Below are 18,131 nucleotides of genomic sequence, written 5' to 3'. Positions count from 1 at the left end.
ACATGTTGGATGGCAATATTGAATGCATTAAGAAGGCGCTTTCGAGCGTCTTTTTGTATTTGAGCTTGCTGTTTTTGAATTAGCCGATTTTGCACTGGTTGTTTTTCTTGTGCCGGCCGTTCTTTTGCCTGCCGAGCTTTTTCGTTTAGCGAAAGGATTTTTTGTTGGCGGTGGCAGGTTCTGTAATGCGGATGTCGGCATATCTCGGGAAGCACTTAGTAACTGATTTAGGTTGCTTTCTAAATTGGTCATGAACTCTTGATAACTGGCCTCACCAAGGCTAATACTGTTGAGCGCCGACTCCCATTTAGCCGTCATATCAGGTGTGACAAGCTGCTTAGGAAGACAATCAATAAAAGCACGACCTGTTTGGCTGGCGTGAATTTGCTTGCCTTGTCTCATCAAAAAGCCGCGTTTAAAAAGCAATTCTATAATGCTAGCGCGAGTGGCTTCTGTGCCCAAACCATCGGTTTCTTTCAAGATGGCGCGGATGTCTTTATCGGTGACAAAGCGACTGATACCAGTCATGGCGGCGAGCAAAGTGGCATCAGTGAATGCGGATGGCGGCGTGGTGACCTTTTCTTGAACTTGTCCTTGTGTACACCAGAGTTCTTCATTTTTACTTAACTTTGGTAGCTCATTTTGGTTTTCATCTTCGGGGTCTTTGCTTTTGTTTTTATTGGGTAAAAGTGTTTTCCAGCCAAGTGAAATAGGCGTGTTACCTTTTGCTTCAAAGAGTCCTCCTTCAATTTCTAACTTAATGTAAGACGCCAAATAATCGTATTCAGGGTAAAACTGCATGAGATATTGGCGAGCAATCAGGTTAAATACCAGCGCTTCTGTTTTGGAAAGTGATGTCGCTTTATGGGCTTGAGTGGTTGGAATAATGGCATGGTGAGCCGTGACTTGTTTATCATTCCACGCTTTGCTTTTCCGTGACGCGTCAGCGTTCTCTGCGCCTTGTTGCATGTCTCCTCCTGAACGAGTGAGAGCAGCGAGAATAGCAGGCGCATCTTTGTGTTGCTGAGTCGGCAGATAGCGGCAATCGGACCTTGGGTAGGTGATCATTTGATGGCGTTCATAAAGAGCTTGGCAAGTATCTAATACTTGCTGTGCCGAAAGAGAAAACGCTTTTGCTGCATCAATTTGAAGTGCGGACAAACTATAGGGCAGTGGCGCTGGTTGCTTCTTTTGTTTGTAATTTGCTTCAACAATAATCGCGGGTTTATTGGTAATGCGATTGGCGACGTTTTGTGCCAGTGGCAAACTGAGTACGCGATTCTCTTCATCCATATAAGGTTGGCAGGCTTCACTGGGCAGCCATTTCGCTTGGAATATCCCTCCTTGTGATGTTTGAATGCTTGCCCATACTTGATAAAAATCTTTTGGGACAAAGGCTTCTCTTTCTTTATCTCTGGCAGCAACAAGTCCTAGTACTGGCGTTTGTACTCGCCCAATTGATAGAACGCCTTGGTAGCCTGCCTGGCGCCCTCTAATGGTGTAGGCGCGAGTTAGGTTCAAACCAAACAGCCAGTCTGCACGAGCGCGACCCAACGCCGAGCGCGACAAGGCCGCGAATTCATTATTTGAGCGTAAGCTACTAAGTGCTTTTTTTACCGCGGAAGGTGTTAAGTCATTCACTAAAAGTCGCTGAGTGTTTTTCAGTTTCTGTGCCGGAACCTTGGTGTAGTGTAGTACTTCATCGACTAATAGCTGTCCTTCGCGATCTGGGTCTCCTGCATGCACTAATACAGTAGCTTTTTTAATGAGTTTTTTTAAAATGCCTAGCTGCTTCTTGGTGTTGGCTTTTTCTTGCCATTGCCAGTCAGTCGGAATGATAGGTAAGTGCTCTAGATTCCAAGCTTTATAAGACGGATTGTATTGATGAGGTTCGGCTTGCTCGAGCAAGTGACCAATGCACCAACTAACGCAGTCGCCATTAGGTAGCCAGATGCAGCCTTCTTCTTTTTTTTGGGGAGAGGGAAGGGCGGCGGCAATAGCTCGGGCAAGGCTTGGTTTTTCGGCAATATAAAGAATCATAAATACACTTACTGTTTATATATACAGTAAGTGTATCGAACGCGAAGAAGTGTGGCTAGAGTTGCGTGTTATTTAGTTAGTTATAACGGCTATTTAATTGGCACTACTAGGACAGGAATTGAGCTGGTATGAATAACTTTGTTTGCTGTTGAGCCAATGATCATTTGGCTTAGTCGGCCATGTGTTCGGCTATTCATTACAATCAAGTCGGCATTTTTTTCTGCTGCTAAGCGTTGGATTGATTCAGATGGAACACCGTTAACAATAACAGTTTCTGGTGGTGTTTCTAGATTTGAAAGTTCTTCTGAATATTTTTCCATGAATTCTGATAGTAATCTTTCCATGCGTGTATTGATGTCTTTGATGGCATCTTTGCGCATAGCATCTCTAACGTCTTCGGTAATGTAGTTGTTGATCATATTGGCTGCTTGGGCGTTTAGTGGTTCTATCGCATGCATCAATATGACTTTTGCTTCATGAGTTTTGGCTAAGCTTAAAACGAGCTCCATAGCGGCCTGTGTTTTACCGTCTAGATCACAAGCATAAACGATAGTGTTTATTTTAGGTAACATGGCAAGATCCTCTTTTTATGTACCTATAGCTTAATCTTTTTAGCTTTTGCTGCTCTGATCTGTGTCAATTATCCTTGTGCTTATTTGATAAGTTGTAAGCGATAGACTGTTAGAAGATTGCCTATCACTATGATTTGCAAATAAAAAGCAACTCATTGAGGATAAGAAGATAAAGCTAATAAATAGCATTCCCCAATAATCAATTGGTTTTTTATCGTTGGTATATCTTTTGGGTGACGGGACAAAGCTCTTAGTTTTCATAACGCACTCCAGAATGAATAACGATCCAATAGATGATAATGAATATCATTTAATAAATCTATGGGGTTGATTAATATATTTTCACTCGTGATTTTTTTGGGCAGGGAGAGGTGTTGAGAGGTCTGAAAAACAAGCTCATGAGATTTGCCTATGTTATGATGTGCGCTCAATTTTTTAGTAAACGAATAAGAGAGTGTAATCATGTCAGAACTGTCGTTCGACTCTAACGAATCAAAAATCGCATACGGCATTGGTCGTCAAATTGGTGATCAACTACGCGGTAGCGATCTTGGTGAATTGTCTCTAACGCATCTTTTTGCTGCAATTGAAGACGCGCTAAACGGTACTGAAATGCGTGTTCCTGGTGCAGAGCTAGAAGCTGCTTTTGCTGAACTACAGCAAAAAATGGAAGAAAAAGGCCGTGCAGCGTCTGAAGAGAACGTGAAAGCGGGTGAAGACTTCCTTGCTGCGAACAAAGCAAAAGAAGGCGTTCAAACGACTGAAAGTGGTTTGCAGTTTGAAGTTCTTGAAGAAGGTACAGGTGCGACTCCAAGCCGTGAAGCGACTGTTCGTGTACATTACGAAGGCCGTTTGATTGACGGGCAAGTATTCGATAGCTCTATTGCTCGTGGCGAGCCAATTGAATTTCCTCTAACTGGTGTTATTTCTGGTTGGACTGAAGGTCTTCAGTTGATGAAAGAAGGCGCGAAATACCGTCTTACTATTCCTGCTGAATTGGCTTACGGTGCTCAAGGCGCTGGCGCAATGATTCAACCTTTCTCTGTTTTACAATTTGATGTTGAGCTAATTGCTGTTGTTTAATAGCAGTCTTCATATTCAAAGTGTCTTGAAATAAAGCATTTAGAACAGAATACAAAAAAGCGAGTCGATCCAAGTAGGATGACTCGCTTTTTTTGTATTAAATAGATCAGCAAAGAGAAAGCTATATATCTCTTTCCATGCGAATATGCATTTTTCCAGCTTCTAAAAAAACCTTACCATCACCACGAAAATTTTGTTTTTCGTAGAAGGTCTGTACGTCAATTTGAGCATGCAAGAATACTTTGCGAATGCCCATTTCTCTGGCTACTTTGACAGCTCTGGTTAATAGCATTTCACCATAACCCTGATGACGATATGCAGGCAAAACAGCTAATCGGCTAATTTGTCCATTGTCTGTTAAACGGCAGGTTCCCGTGGGAACCGCTGTTGTGCCAAAAGAAACAAAGTGCACTGCGTCTTCATCTAGTTCGTCCCATTCGTCTTGTGGGTCAATGCCTTGCTCAATGATAAAGACTTGTTTTCGCACAAAGGTAAGTTGATCTTTGCTGCTGTTCCAGTCTGACGTTAAAACCTTCATGTGAATACCTTACGTAATATTGCGCTCTTTTATTCTTCTGGTGCAACCAATTCGATCAGCCCTTGTTGACGAATAAAAAAGCGTACAAGAGGTTCTAGATCTGTATTTTGTTTCAAATCTAGCCCAGAAAAATCGAACTCAACTTGATGGCAAACGGCTTCAACAAAGCTCGTTAGTTCCTCATCCACAAGTAAGTGTTCACCGTTACAAAATACGTTAATTTTACCGTTGTTTTCAGTGCTCTGTTGAATATAGTAACAAATACGCGCATCACCAGGGCGAATGAAGGTTTGACCTTGTGTCGCGCTGCTAAATGCTTCGTTTACTTCTTCATGATTCAATGGTGCAAGATATTCTGGGTATTTACTCTCGCTCATCGTTTCCCCTAACCATTCTGCAAGCAGGTCAGGTTGATTAATAAGGCGAGCAAGTTGTGTTTGCAGGTATTGAATATCATCTTTGCTGATGTGTGCGCTGTGTTGACGGCTTGCTGTTTCTGGTGCCGCAAAGCGATCTTTAACGTTCTCTGTTTCGCAAAGTTTATCGCGAATACCCGTTAAGACATCTTGCATACTTGGGGCGCGAAAACCGATCGAGTAGGTCATGCACTCGTCGTCTAGCGATCGACCGTTGTGAGCAAAGTTAGGTGGTAAATAGAGGATGTCACCAGCTTCCAGTTCCCAATCCATTTCTGGATTGACGGGAAAGTTGTCTAAAATATGTAGTTTGATATTGGGGATCGCTGAATCTTGGTATTCATCTGGCGATAATACTTGCCAGCGACGCTTACCTGATACTTGAACTAAGAACACATCGTATTGGTCATAATGAGGGCCAACACTACCACCTTCGGTGGCGTAGCTGACCATGACATCATCTAAGCGCCAGCTTGGCAAAAATTCAAATTGTTCTTTAAGTGTTTGAACTTCTGGTACCCAATGATCAACGGCCTGGACTAATAAGGTCCATTCTTTCTCGGGTAGGGTGGCAAATGTGTCTTCGGTAAAAGGTCCTTGGCGCATTTCCCAAGGTCTTAGTCCGTTTTCGATAACAATACGAGATTCAATTTCTTCTTCCATTGCCATGCCTGCAAGCTCATCGGCTTCCAATGGCACAGCGAAATCGACAAGACCACCGCGAATTAATAACGGCTTTTTCTGCCAATATTCGTCGATAAAGGTTTGGGCTGTCATGCCACCAAGAATAGCCAACGGTGTATTTAGGTCTGTCATAAATCGCTCATTAAAAAAGAACAAAGAAAGTAGTGATATTGCTAAAGATTAGTAGCCTTAAAGGCAAAAAGAGCCGATAAATCGGCTCTTTTATTTACTTTAAAAAGTAAAACTTAGTTACGAATCGCTTTCGCTTGTGCCACCGCATTACCGATGTAAGTGCTTGGTGTTAGCGCTTTCAATTCGGCTTTGGCTTGCTCTGGCATTTCTAGCGTATCGACAAAAGCTTCAATCGTTGCTTGGTCGATAGTGCGGCCGCGGGTTAGCTCTTTTAGCTTCTCATATGGAGATTCGATGCCGTAGCGACGCATAACGGTTTGAATTGGCTCAGCCAATACTTCCCAAGCATTGTTAAGATCCGCTTCAAGACGTGCAGCGTTGATTTCCAACTTGCTGATGCCTTTTAGAGTTGCTTGGTAAGCGATTAAGCTGTGAGCCAAACCAACACCAAGGTTACGAAGAACTGTAGAGTCTGTTAGATCACGCTGCCAGCGAGAGATTGGCAATTTAGCGCTCAAGTGACCCATGATAGCGTTCGCAATGCCCAAGTTACCTTCGGAGTTTTCGAAGTCAATTGGGTTAACTTTATGTGGCATGGTAGAAGAGCCGATTTCGCCAGCAATGGTTTTTTGCTTGAAGAAGCCCATAGAAATGTAGCCCCACACATCGCGGTCGAAATCGATCAAGATGGTATTGAAGCGGCAAATGGCATCGTATAGCTCGGCGATGTAATCATGTGGTTCGATTTGAGTCGTGTAAGGGTTCCAAGTCAAACCTAGGGAAGTAACGAACGCTTCAGCGTGTGCTTGCCAATCCACATCAGGGTAAGCCGAAAGGTGAGCATTGTAGTTGCCCACAGCTCCGTTGATTTTGCCTAAAAATTCAACGTTTTCGATTTGCTTAAGTTGACGGCTAAGACGAGCTGCAACGTTAGCCATTTCTTTACCAACTGTGGTTGGTGATGCTGTTTGGCCATGCGTACGAGACAACATAGATTGCTCTGCGTGTTCGATCGCTAGATCTTGAATCGCTTTGATAACGTTTTTAAGCTCTGGAGTAATGCCTTCTTCCAATGCTTCACGCAACATCAATGCATGAGATAAGTTGTTGATGTCTTCTGAAGTACAAGCAAAGTGAACAAATTCAGAAATCGCTGCTAATTCTGCGTTATCAGACATTTTATTCTTGATGAAATATTCTACTGCTTTGACATCGTGGTTTGTCGTTTTCTCAATGTCTTTAATGGCTTGTGCATCGGTTTCACTGAAGTTATCTGCAAGCTGATCCAATAAAGCGCTGGCTTCATTGCTCAATGCTGGAACTTCAATAATTTGTGGGTGTTTGGCAAGAGCCTGTAGCCAGCGAACTTCGACTATGACTCGCATACGCAGCAAACCATACTCGCTCACGGAGTGACGTAGTACGTTTGTTTTCGATCCGTAACGACCGTCGATAGGGGAAATTGCATTTAAGCTAGTTAATTCCATTGAGATAACGCCTCGAACATGGTTTTCAGGGAGCCGCTATTATAGGCAAAAGGGGGGCGTACTTCTATGGCAAGGGGAATCTTTATAAGCAGTTACCATAGAATGGCTTATGAAGTAGGCCATCTACAGAGGGAAGTCCTTGCAGAAAAAATAGCCAATCCCCTTTAATTGAGGAGATTCACTTGTTCTTCAGGGATGTCGGTTAACATTACGGATTCCATAATGCGCCTTTCTGACTCTTCTGCATGCTTGGCCCACTTTTCATATTTATCAGATCTGTCAACTTGGTAGTTAAATTCTATTTCTAGAAAACTGGTAGGGCTAAGTGGTAAGCAATAAAAATTGATATGATACAGGCTATATGGCCTGCTCTCTTGATAAAAAACCCACTGATTATCGTTGAAAGTTAGTATTTTTGCTGATTGGAGGGGGGGGCGTCCCACAGCCTTGATAGCGTCATCTATTTCCTTTTTTAGTTCTTCATCGCTTATATTATTTCGTCTACTCATACGTTCTTCTATTTCTTTTCTTATTTCAGCATTTCTTCCATCAGGCCGATTATGGAAATCTTTATATTCTTGTATTACAAAACGTGATAAAGCCTCTAAGTCTGTTACATCAATTTTGTTGGTTTGTTTAATTCGAGGTTGGCAGCTAAGCATGCCATATTCACTGCTAGTACCAACAGGGACAACTGGTAGATACATCCAGTTCTTGGTGAATATAATCACAAACCTATGCTGATCGTAGTGTTGGGCATGTTCCTGAAACCATATTGTTGAATCGTATGGAAAGTGTTTGTCTATGGCTTTGGGGGCTACGACCATATTGTTATCTGGAACTATCATAGATAGTTGTTTATTGCCTAATAGAACAATGCGTTCAGATGGCAAAGCAAAATTCGGCCCACCGATAAAGCCGCGATGCAAATTTTTAATCAATTTGATCATAGTCTTGGGTCTCCCTTAGGTAGTGTGCGTAAGAAGCGGTTGACTTCTTTGGCTTTATCACGGTAACCAAGCATGCGTAATTGTTCTGCATAGGTTTTGAGGCCTAAAAATGGCAGAGTATGGGGGCTTGCGGCAGGATCATTGCCAAACACTAATGTCTTGAATCTGAGGGATCTTGCCAGACTGCTTTTTGATAAATCGTTTCTTCCTGCTAGATTGGGCACTAAATCATAAGGATTATTGCGAATACTGTTAACATGCAGTCCAGCATAACTTGCGGCTCGTTTTAGTCGCTCAAGGTTGGCACCAGAGCCATGTATCGCCAGCTGTTGGGTGGTTAATGGCTTGCCATATTTGAGTCGATATACCTCCAGTGCTGCACAAAATATAATCGCCCCTTGGCTATGGGCGACCCATTTCACTTGTTTTCTTTGTTGATTGTTTTGCGCAAGAATGGCGGCTAAGTGCTCAGCATTATGAGATTTTCTGCCTTTTTTCTTATCGAAGATACATTCGACAAGGTCAAGTTTTACCTCATCCGTTGGGTTGTGGAATAGTGTGTATGCCTCTATGCCATCGCTACTGTAAGCAGCATCCAAATGGGTTCCCATAAGCCAAGAGGCTTTTGTTAACTCATTTTGCATACCATTCACTGCCGCATGAGCAGTTCTGACATTTGGAACAGGCCTTGGATTATCATCCCAAGCTCTTGTTAAGGTACGGATATCGTCTTCGGTTTTTGCTTTATCATATTTAGCTGGGGATTTTCGTTTGACTTCATAGAGCATGGTTCGCTCTGCGGAAAAAGGAGCCTTGGAGCCGTATAGTTGAGTATCGAAATAAATGTCTTGGATAAGAATATTTCCATTCACTAACTCAAAGTCGATTAGGTAGTGATAGTTACGGAAAGGGTATTTATTGCGCCATAGACGACGTAAAGGGTTACGGCTGTGTTTGGTGACACTTTGGCCATTTGGGTGTGCGTAGATCTGCAGAATTTCTTTTACCACCATATCTGTATCATAGCTATTTAGACTAGAAAGCATCGCCAGTGCTTGACAGGTAAACTGTACTTTATTGAATGGGAAAGTGGGTGGTAGTGTTACCCCATAGTCTCTGCATGTTTGAGCATCTAACGGGATGGTTGAGTTAGCTTGTATTTTTCCATCGAGTTTGTTCCAAGACATTACTGCATCCTTTGATATCTATCCTTAGTGCGCAATATGGTATGTTTTTTACTTTTAGCTGTAAATATATCTATCAGAAATGGAAAGTCGATAAAGTGTAAAATCTTGTATGTATTGGGGAGGTTACTGATTATATGACAGTTTAGATATTAATTATGATCAAAAAAAATCCCAAGCAGCATGGCCGCTTGGGATTTTCTAGTGCCATGTCAGATAAGTTAACCTATCTGACATTTAGCGTCTTTAACGATGATTACAGTGTAGCTAGTGCATTGTTGAAGGTTGTGCTAGGACGCATGATCTTAGCCACTTCGTTAAGATCCATGTGGTAGTAGCCAGATAGACCTGAAGGCTTGCCTTGTACTGCCGCAAGTTCAGCAACAATCTTGTCTTCGTTATCCGCTAACTGTTTTGCAAGAGGAGCGAATTTCGCCGCCAATGTTGCATCTTCAGTCTGTGCTGCAAGCTCTTGAGACCAGTAAAGCGCTAGGTAGAAGTGGCTGCCACGGTTATCAATTTCGCCAACTTTACGAGAAGGAGACTTGTTAGTGTCTAGTAATTTGCCGGTTGCTTTATCTAGGCACTTAGCAAGAATTTTTGCTTTTTCGTTGTTGTGCTTGATGCCAAGCTCTTCGAAAGATACCGCCACTGCAAGGAATTCACCTAGAGAGTCCCAACGAAGGTAGTTTTCTTCCATAAGCTGTTGGACGTGCTTAGGAGCAGAGCCACCCGCACCAGTCTCATACATACCGCCACCGTTTAGCATTGGTACGATAGACAACATTTTCGCAGACGTACCTAATTCCAAGATTGGGAACAAGTCAGTTAGGTAGTCACGTAGGATGTTACCCGTTACTGAAATGGTGTCTAGGCCACGAATAATACGTTCCATAGAGAAACGGATCGCTTCATTGTAAGACATGATGCGAATGTCTAGACCGCTTGTGTCGTGGTCTTTTAGGTAAGTTTCTACTTTTTTACGAAGTTCGTTATCGTGTGGACGAGCGTCTTCTAACCAGAATACTGCTGGCGTATCAGACTGACGAGCACGAGTTACGCCTAGTTTTACCCAATCGCGGATCGCCGCATCTTTGGTTTGGCAAGCGCGCCAGATGTCGCCTTTTTCAACATTGTGTTGCATCAGTACATTACCGTTTGCATCCACAACGCGCATTACACCATCGGTTTTCATTTCGTATGTTTTGTCGTGAGAACCATACTCTTCTGCTTTTTGAGCCATTAGGCCAACGTTTGGCACGGTACCCATGGTGACTGGGTCAAATGCGCCATTAGTTTTACAGAAATTAATAGTTTCTTGGTAGATGCGAGCGTAAGTGCTGTCTGGAATAACGGCTTTAGCGTCGTGTGCTTTGCCGTCACGGCCCCACATTTTACCAGAGTTACGGATCATCGCAGGCATAGAAGCGTCAACGATTACATCACTTGGTACGTGAAGGTTAGTGATGCCTTTATCAGAGTCAACCATCGCTAGCTCAGGACGTGTTTTGTAAACGTCTTGAATCGCTTGTTTGATCTCTTCTTGTTTCGCTTCTGGAAGGCTTTGGATCTTGTCGTAAACGCTGCCTAAACCGTTGTTTGGGTTAACGCCGATTTCTTTGAAAAGCTCACCGTATTTTTCGAAAACGTCTTTGTAGAAAACCGTTACCGCATGACCAAATACGATTGGGTGAGAAACTTTCATCATGGTTGCTTTTAAATGCACAGACCACATGACGTTGTCTTCTTTCGCTTCTTGCAATGTTGCTTCAAAGAAGGCGCGAAGCTTTTTGGTGCTGATGTTCATGCTGTCGATGATTTCGCCAGCTAGAAGAGGAAGTGATTTTTTCACTTCTACGGAGCCATCTTTTGCAACGAATTCGATTTTAACTGTTTGAGCAGAATCCATAGTAGTGGACTGCTCAGAAGAGTAAAAATCGCCATCACGCATGTAATCAACGTGAGAAACAGATGTTTTGCTCCATTTGCCCATTGAATGAGGGTTTTTACGAGCGAAACCTTTAACGGCTGCAGGTGCACGACGGTCAGAGTTACCTTGGCGTAGCACTGGGTTTACCGCACTACCAAGTACTTTGGAGTAACGAGCTTGAACGTCTTTTTCTTCGTCTGTTTGTGGGTTTTCTGGGTATTCAGGAAGGCCGTATCCTTCAGCGTTTAATTCTTTGATTGTTGCGTAAAGTTGTGGCAAAGAAGCACTGATATTAGGCAGTTTAACAATGTTTGCTTCTGGGGCTGCTGTTAGATCACCTAGGAATTTTAGGCCGTCTTCAGCCTGTTTGTCTGCCGGAAGTAGGTCTGAAAAAGCAGAAATAACACGACTAGCCAAAGATATGTCTGTCAGTTTTAGTTCGATGTCTGCTTCTTTGGCGAAAGCGCCAAAGATAGGAAGTAGAGACGCGGTTGCCAGAGCTGGCGCCTCATCCGTAAATGTATAGTAAATGGTTTGTTTCGTTGACATGTAATTCCCCTAACATTTCAGGCATTAGCCTATTGAATCGAAGATGACTTTTAGCCGCCATTCCCTAATTTAAACTGCTCTTACAGGTTAACCCGCACAGGTTAAAAATTTGTACGATATACTACATAAAAAACCAACATAGAGATATTGGCTCTCAGATATAGTGGAAATTGATTTCAATTATTCGCTGAGTATTTTGCTAAACAGCTTCAATCATCAACTTCTAATTAAAAGATTATTTATTAGGCATAAAAAAAGCCCTGTCGGACCTTTTAAATATTAGTTACGTGATTCTAAAGCATTCAATAATGCTTTTCTTTTAAAAATCAAATGCCAGCGTTTTCCACCAAGTTGTCGCCATAGCATGGCGGCTCGAATCCCCGACATTAAAATAGCTCTTACTTGGTTAGCAACTTGCGGTTGCTGTAAAAAACGACTGTCGCCATGGACTTGAATGCGAAAGGGTAGCTTGCTCAAGGTGTCCTGATACATGCCAGAAATCGACGCCAGCATGTTTTCGTGTAGAACGCTCTCATAATGGGCTTTTTTCTGCTCGATTTGAGCGATTTTTTGCCCAATGGTTGACAACATTTCTGGTGCTTTAGCTAGTTTGTTCTCAAGGTGAATTATGCTAAGCGCGTATCTAAGCGTATCTGGATTAACACTACTGCGTTCTTTGCCTAAGGCCTGACGAGAGATTTTTCTACCTAAAGCAAGATTGGTTGAGTAATCCCATTGACCGCCGTAAATATCTTCAGTAGAGGCTGCGTTAACCATTAATAAGCTGTCTAGTAATGGTTGTAAGCTGGCATTATCTACCTGACCTGTTTTCGCTAAAATCGACACTAATTCTGCCGCTTGAAATATGGCGGATAGGGCGATAGTTTGCTCTTTTTCTTTGCTACTCACGCTTTCTCTCTCAATGATTACTTGTTGAAGGCGACGTTAATGATGCCGCCACCAAGACAGACTTCGTCTATATAAAACACCACGGATTGGCCTGGTGTGATTGCTCGCTGCGGTTCCACAAAGGATACTTCAACGCGGCCATCGTCTAATTCAGTGATGGTACATTCTTGATCTGGCTGACGATAACGGCATTTTGCTTTGCACGTTAAAGGGAAGGTTGGTTTTTTTCTTGCAACCCAATCGAAGTTGTCCGCAATTAAATGCGTTTTAAACAAAGATTCGTGCTGACCACCTTGTGTCACGATCAATACATTTCGTTCTAAGTCTTTCTCAACCACATACCATGGATCGTCAGAGTATTTGGCTAGACCGCCAATACCCAAACCTTGGCGTTGGCCAATAGTGTGATACATCAAACCATGATGGCGAGCAATTTTGTCCCCCTCAAGGGTTTCTATATCACCAGGTTGAGCGGGTAAATATTGCTCTAAAAAGTCTTTGAAGCGGCGTTCGCCGATGAAGCAAATACCGGTACTGTCTTTTTTGTTGTGAGTGACTAGACCAAACTCTTCAGCCAAGCGGCGCACTTCTGGTTTTTCCAGTTCACCAACAGGGAAAAGTGTCTTTGCGATTTCGTCTTTGCCAACCGCATATAAAAAGTAGCTTTGATCCTTGTTGCCATCTAAGCCTTTTAGCAGTAGTGGCTCACCGTCTTTTTCGCCGCGACGAACATAATGGCCGGTTGCTATGTAATCAGCATTCAATGCCATGGCGTATTCTAAAAATGCTTTAAATTTTATTTCTTTATTACACAAAATATCTGGGTTTGGCGTACGGCCAGCTTTGTATTCGGCAAGGAAGTGTTCGAAGACATTGTCCCAATATTCTGATGCGAAGTTAGCTGTATGGAGCTTGATACCGAGTTTATCCGATACGGCTTGAGCATCCGCTAGGTCGTCTTTCGCGGTGCAGTATTCTGTGCCATCGTCTTCGTCCCAGTTCTTCATGAACAGACCTTCAACCTGATAACCCTGTTGCATCAAGATAAGCGCAGATACAGAGGAGTCGACACCGCCGGACATGCCGACAATGACTTTTTTTGAGCTGTTTGCGTTGTTCGCAATAGGGCTTTCTTTCATGAGCTGTGATTTCTCGACTATTATTTTCGCAAAGCGAAGAGGCGTTGCCTCAAATGAATGTAATGTTGGTTATTGTATCACTTTCTGATTATTGGCATAGGCCGAAGAAATTGATCCGATACAAAAGATAAGGAGATAATGGGGTTATTAAATGAATCTTCAATGCAGGCTTTAATTAATGGGCTGCGATGAGGTAGTGCCATGATTTCTTCGTAAGTTAACCAGTGGCTAGAAACAATATCTTTATCAAGTGGCTCGTTGGTTTCACTAACAGGTTCGCATAAAAAACATAGGCGATGGTAAGTGTCAGCGCCTTCGTATGGTGTAAAAGCATACATGCCAAGTAAGCCGATAGGTTTCACAATCCAGCCTGACTCCTCTTTTGTTTCACGAATCATCGCTTCTATGGCGCTTTCGTTATTTTCTATGTGACCGGCTGGCTGGTTTAGTACTAGGTTTCCGTCTTGCCACTCCTTCACCATGAGGTATTTTGTTTTCTTTGGATCCGAGTTGTCTTTTTTGACCAGTGCTGCGACGGTTAGGTGAGGCAGCCTTTCTCTTTCTTTGCTCTTCAAACTGAGTAACCTCTTTTAGTAAATTGTCGGTTGGTGCTATGTAGTTCCATTGGCCTACTGTTGTGTTTTCTAGAGTATAGGGGCCGATGGCATAACGAATTAACCTGAGTGTTGGGAAGCCTACAGCGGCCGTCATTCGGCGCACTTGTCGATTTTTACCTTCGCGAATCTGTAACGATAGCCAGCTGGTGGGAATAGCTTCTCGATAGCGAACGGGAGGATTTCTTTCCCAGATGTTTGGTTCTGACATACGCTCTGCTTGGGCGGGCTTAGTGAGTCCGTCTTTTAGCTCAACACCTTGTCTGAGTTTTTCTAAAGCTTGGTCTGAAATCTCGCCTTCAACTTGAACCCAGTAGGTTTTGGGGAGCTTAAAATCAGGTGAAGCGATGATGTGTTGTAAAGCACCTTGATTGGTTAAAAGTAAAAGACCTTCAGAATCAAAGTCTAATCTTCCAGCAGGATAAAACTCTGGTGTTTCAATATATTTGGCAAGAGTGGTTTTATCGCCTTCTGCAGAAAATTGGCTAAGTACTCGAAAAGGCTTATTAAATAAAATTAAATTAGAAGGCATGAGCTCAATGTGTGTTTAAAAAGAACGGAAGGAGTAAAAATAGAGTCAAAAAATGACCGTCTTACTCCTCATAATGAGGAGTAAGATAACAAATCCGCTTGAGGATAGCGATGATCTAGCGGTCTATGCTGGCTGAGTTTTTTTAGTGTCTGAATGAGTGTCCTCTTGTATAGCGCCTTGTTTAGTTTCTTCTTTAGATAATGTCGGATTGATTTCAATAGCGTGTAGGCCTCGCTCTCCTGGTTCGACGTCAAATGTTACCGCCTGACCTGCTTTTAGCGTTTTGTAGCCTTCGACATTGATCGCAGAATAATGAATAAATAAATCTTCATTAAAATCTTCCGACACAATAAAACCGTAGCCTTTTGCATTGTTAAACCACTTCACTGATCCGTGATGCATGAGTCACTCCTTATCCACTCAGTCGATATTTGCTTATGTCTCTCAAAATGAGTAATGATGACGGTAAGCGCGTTAAAAAACATAGCTCGGATAGCGCAGATTACTAAATAGGTGCAAATTGTTTATGACGAATCAATGCTAGAATTTCAATTGTAAACATTGATTGCACATTTGGTCACCCCAATAAAGAGCGTAGAAGCCCTTTTGGTATTTGTAAAATCCAAGTGGTAATCTATTACTCATAAAAAGTCGTATATAAGTTGTAATGCGTCACAATATTGGCAAATTACGTAAAAAATTGTAGCCTCAGAGGCATGGGATGATTACAGATCAACAAATTAGACTAGTATCAGAAGATGATGAGCAGCATGGGCATTCTAGTATTGCAATCGCTCCTGAAGAAACAGAATTAAAACCACCATCAATGTATCAGGTGGTGTTGTTTAATGATGACTATACGCCAATGGATTTTGTCGTATTTGTTCTACAGAGGTTTTTTTCTATGGATGGGGAGAAGGCTAATCAGGTAATGTTAGAAGTACATCAAAAAGGGAAAGGCGTTTGCGGTATTTACCCTTTTGATATTGCTGAAACCAAAGTGGCAATGGTACAACAGTTCGTGGAACAAAATGAGCACCCCTTAATGTGCGACCTACAAAAGGTTGACTGATTCAGAGTGAGGGAATAGCAATGTTAGATAAAGAACTAGAACAAACCCTGAATACGGCTTTTAAAGCGGCGCGTGACAAGCGCCATGAATTCATGACGGTTGAGCATTTATTATTAGCTCTTATTGAAAATGGCGCTGCTTCAAGCGTCCTCAAAGCATGTGGTGTGAATTTAGATACCTTAAGTAAGGAGCTTGAGGAATTTGTTGATAGTACAACACCTCTAATCCCTGAAGATGACGATGAACGTGAGGTTCAGCCGACTTTAGGTTTCCAGCGCGTATTACAGCGTGCGGTTTTTCATGTTCAATCTTCTGGTAAGCGTGAAGTAACAGGTGCCAACGTATTGGTGGCTATTTTTAGCGAACAAGAAAGCCAAACCGTTTACCTATTAAAACGACATGGTGTGGCGCGGATTGATGTGGTCAATTATGTTGCTCATGGCATTTCTAAAACGGGTGAAGCGTCTTCTCAAAATATGGATCATGATGACGAAGCAGAAGATACAGCGACTGCGCCGTTACAAAAATTCGCCACAAATCTTAACGAAGAAGCTAAAGCGGGTAAGATCGATAAATTAATCGGTCGTGAATACGAAGTAGAGCGAGTAATACAAACGCTTTCTCGTCGTCGTAAAAATAATCCTTTGTTGGTTGGTGAGTCTGGCGTTGGTAAAACAGCCATTGCTGAAGGTCTAGCACGGCGTATTGTGGATGGACAAGTACCAGACGTTATTGCTGATGGTGTCGTCTATTCCCTAGATCTAGGTGCCTTGCTGGCTGGAACCAAATACCGCGGTGATTTTGAAAAACGACTTAAGCAATTGTTAGGCGAATTGAAAAAGTTACCCAATGCGATTCTTTTTATTGATGAAATCCATACCATCATTGGTGCAGGTGCTGCGTCTGGTGGGGTGATGGATGCCTCTAACTTGCTTAAACCTGTATTGAGTTCTGGTGGCTTGCGTTGTATCGGTTCGACTACATTCCAAGAGTTCCGTGGTGTGTTTGAAAAAGACCATGCCTTGGCACGTCGTTTCCAGAAAATCGATGTAAATGAGCCAAGTGTTGATGATACTTATCAAATCTTGAAAGGCATCATTGGTGCATTTGAAGAGCATCATAAGGTGAAATACGAAGAGTCAGCTTTACTGGCTGCTGCAGAGCTTGCTCAGCGCTATGTGCCAGACCGTCATATGCCAGATAAGGCAATTGATGTGGTGGATGAGGCAGGGGCTTATCAACGCTTGCAGCCAGAAGATAAACGTAAAGCTACCATCACGGTTGCGGATATTGAAGATATTGTCTCTAAGATCGCTCGTGTGCCTGTGAGGGCGGTGAACTCGGATGATAGACAAGTGCTATCCAATCTAGAGCGTAATTTGAAAATGGTGGTCTTCGGTCAAGACAATGCTATTGATGCTTTGTCGGCTGCGATTAAGTTGTCTCGTGCAGGTTTGAAAGCTGAACAGAAACCTATTGGTTCATTCTTGATGGCTGGTCCAACAGGTGTTGGTAAAACGGAGGTTACTAAACAGCTTGCCAAGCAATTGGGACTTGAATTGATTCGCTTTGATATGTCTGAGTACATGGAGCGTCATGCAGTGTCTCGTTTGATTGGTGCGCCGCCGGGCTATGTTGGTTTTGACCAAGGTGGTTTGTTGACCGAGGCTGTTACGAAGAATCCTCATAGTGTCGTGTTATTGGATGAGATAGAAAAAGCTCACCCAGAAGTCTTTAATTTGCTTTTGCAGGTAATGGATCATGGTACTTTGACTGATAATAATGGACGCAAGGCGGATTTCCGTAATGTGATCTTGGTGATGACATCGAATGCGGGGGCTCAAGAACTGGCTCGTCGTTCGATTGGCTTCTCTAGTCAGGATAACTCAACTGATGGTATGGAGGTTATTAATCGAACCTTTACGCCTGAGTTTAGAAACCGCTTAGATGCTGTCATTCAGTTCCAGCAATTGGATGAGCGTATTATCTTTAACGTGGTAGATAAATTCTTGGTAGAGCTGCAAGCTCAGCTTGATCCAAAAGGTGTCTTGCTGGAGGTCTCGGATACCGCTAGAGGCTGGTTGGCCAATAAAGGTTATGATCGTCAAATGGGTGCTCGTCCAATGGCTCGTGTCATTCAGGAGCATCTAAAGAAACCATTAGCGGATCATATCCTCTTTGGTGATCTTCATGATGGTGGTCATGTCAAAGTGGCTTTGGATGAGAAAAGTGACGAGTTGAAATTTGAAGTGATCAAAGAGGCGGTTGTTCATTAAACTGTCACAAAACGAACTCCGTCG

General features: G+C 42.8%; 16 protein-coding genes. 3 read left to right on the top strand and 13 right to left on the bottom strand.

Annotation, left to right across the window (positions count from 1 at the left end):
* Nucleotides 1–27: 27 nt before the first annotated feature.
* Both CYL31_RS15200 and CYL31_RS15195 read right to left on the bottom strand, forming a co-directional pair.
* A complete protein-coding gene (locus CYL31_RS15200) occupies nucleotides 28–2,040 on the bottom strand; it encodes a DNA topoisomerase III (protein ID WP_212916024.1) in 2,013 nt (670 codons plus the stop codon).
* Between the two features lie 89 nt (nucleotides 2,041–2,129).
* Nucleotides 2,130–2,612, bottom strand: coding sequence for a universal stress protein (locus CYL31_RS15195; protein ID WP_212916023.1), 483 nt, complete (start codon nucleotides 2,610–2,612; stop codon nucleotides 2,130–2,132).
* Nucleotides 2,613–3,074: 462 nt separating this feature from the next.
* Between CYL31_RS15195 and bamJ the strand changes: the two genes are divergently transcribed.
* The gene (gene bamJ / locus CYL31_RS15190; RefSeq protein WP_212916022.1) at nucleotides 3,075–3,695 is read left to right on the top strand and encodes a BamJ family beta-barrel-assembly machinery protein; all 621 of its coding nucleotides are present in this window, start codon (nucleotides 3,075–3,077) and stop codon (nucleotides 3,693–3,695) included.
* 121 nt (nucleotides 3,696–3,816) lie between these two features.
* On the opposite strand, the gene CYL31_RS15185 is transcribed toward bamJ, so the two are convergent.
* The 11 genes from CYL31_RS15185 to CYL31_RS15135 form a co-directional block, all read right to left on the bottom strand.
* A complete protein-coding gene (locus CYL31_RS15185) occupies nucleotides 3,817–4,233 on the bottom strand; it encodes a GNAT family N-acetyltransferase (RefSeq protein ID WP_212916021.1) in 417 nt (138 codons plus the stop codon).
* 29 nt (nucleotides 4,234–4,262) lie between these two features.
* Complete coding sequence (locus tag CYL31_RS15180) at nucleotides 4,263–5,465, bottom strand: cupin domain-containing protein (protein ID WP_212916020.1); 1,203 nt, start codon at nucleotides 5,463–5,465, stop codon at nucleotides 4,263–4,265.
* Nucleotides 5,466–5,578: 113 nt separating this feature from the next.
* Nucleotides 5,579–6,952, bottom strand: coding sequence for an adenylosuccinate lyase (purB, locus tag CYL31_RS15175; protein ID WP_212916019.1), 1,374 nt, complete (start codon nucleotides 6,950–6,952; stop codon nucleotides 5,579–5,581).
* 164 nt (nucleotides 6,953–7,116) lie between these two features.
* Nucleotides 7,117–7,902 (bottom strand): hypothetical protein, encoded by a 786-nt coding sequence (locus CYL31_RS15170; protein WP_212916018.1) that lies wholly within the window; start codon nucleotides 7,900–7,902, stop codon nucleotides 7,117–7,119.
* The gene (locus CYL31_RS15165) at nucleotides 7,899–9,089 is read right to left on the bottom strand and encodes a hypothetical protein (protein WP_212916017.1); all 1,191 of its coding nucleotides are present in this window, start codon (nucleotides 9,087–9,089) and stop codon (nucleotides 7,899–7,901) included. Before CYL31_RS15165 ends, CYL31_RS15170 begins: the two co-directional genes overlap by 4 nt.
* A 253-nt stretch (nucleotides 9,090–9,342) precedes the next feature.
* On the bottom strand, nucleotides 9,343–11,565 hold the full coding sequence (locus tag CYL31_RS15160; RefSeq protein ID WP_212916016.1) for an NADP-dependent isocitrate dehydrogenase: 2,223 nt from the start codon (nucleotides 11,563–11,565) through the stop codon (nucleotides 9,343–9,345).
* A gap of 279 nt (nucleotides 11,566–11,844) precedes the next feature.
* The gene (hflD, locus tag CYL31_RS15155) at nucleotides 11,845–12,474 is read right to left on the bottom strand and encodes a high frequency lysogenization protein HflD (protein ID WP_212916015.1); all 630 of its coding nucleotides are present in this window, start codon (nucleotides 12,472–12,474) and stop codon (nucleotides 11,845–11,847) included.
* A gap of 17 nt (nucleotides 12,475–12,491) precedes the next feature.
* Nucleotides 12,492–13,613: a tRNA 2-thiouridine(34) synthase MnmA gene (mnmA, locus tag CYL31_RS15150; protein ID WP_212916014.1), complete on the bottom strand. Its 1,122-nt coding sequence runs from the start codon at nucleotides 13,611–13,613 to the stop codon at nucleotides 12,492–12,494.
* Nucleotides 13,614–13,690: 77 nt separating this feature from the next.
* Nucleotides 13,691–14,095: an NUDIX domain-containing protein gene (locus tag CYL31_RS15145; protein WP_212916013.1), complete on the bottom strand. Its 405-nt coding sequence runs from the start codon at nucleotides 14,093–14,095 to the stop codon at nucleotides 13,691–13,693.
* Entirely contained in the window at nucleotides 14,031–14,759 is a 729-nt protein-coding gene (locus CYL31_RS15140; RefSeq protein ID WP_212916012.1) for a pseudouridine synthase, read from the bottom strand. Before CYL31_RS15140 ends, CYL31_RS15145 begins: the two co-directional genes overlap by 65 nt.
* 123 nt (nucleotides 14,760–14,882) lie before the next feature.
* A complete protein-coding gene (locus tag CYL31_RS15135) occupies nucleotides 14,883–15,161 on the bottom strand; it encodes a cold shock domain-containing protein (protein WP_212916011.1) in 279 nt (92 codons plus the stop codon).
* 319 nt (nucleotides 15,162–15,480) lie between these two features.
* On the opposite strand from CYL31_RS15135, the gene clpS reads away from it, so the two are divergent.
* Together clpS and clpA are read left to right on the top strand one after the other, a co-directional pair.
* Nucleotides 15,481–15,831, top strand: a complete 351-nt coding sequence (clpS, locus tag CYL31_RS15130) for an ATP-dependent Clp protease adapter ClpS (protein ID WP_012070938.1) — start codon at nucleotides 15,481–15,483, stop codon at nucleotides 15,829–15,831.
* Between the two features lie 20 nt (nucleotides 15,832–15,851).
* Nucleotides 15,852–18,107 carry an ATP-dependent Clp protease ATP-binding subunit ClpA gene (gene clpA / locus CYL31_RS15125; RefSeq protein ID WP_212916010.1) on the top strand — a complete coding sequence of 752 codons (2,256 nt, stop codon included), beginning with the start codon at nucleotides 15,852–15,854 and terminating at the stop codon, nucleotides 18,105–18,107.
* The last annotated feature ends 24 nt before the right edge of the window (nucleotides 18,108–18,131 follow it).

The organism is Marinomonas sp. A3A, assembly GCF_018336955.1.
GTDB lineage: Bacteria > Pseudomonadota > Gammaproteobacteria > Pseudomonadales > Marinomonadaceae > Marinomonas > Marinomonas lutimaris.
This window is presented reverse-complemented; position numbering and strand designations above follow the sequence as displayed.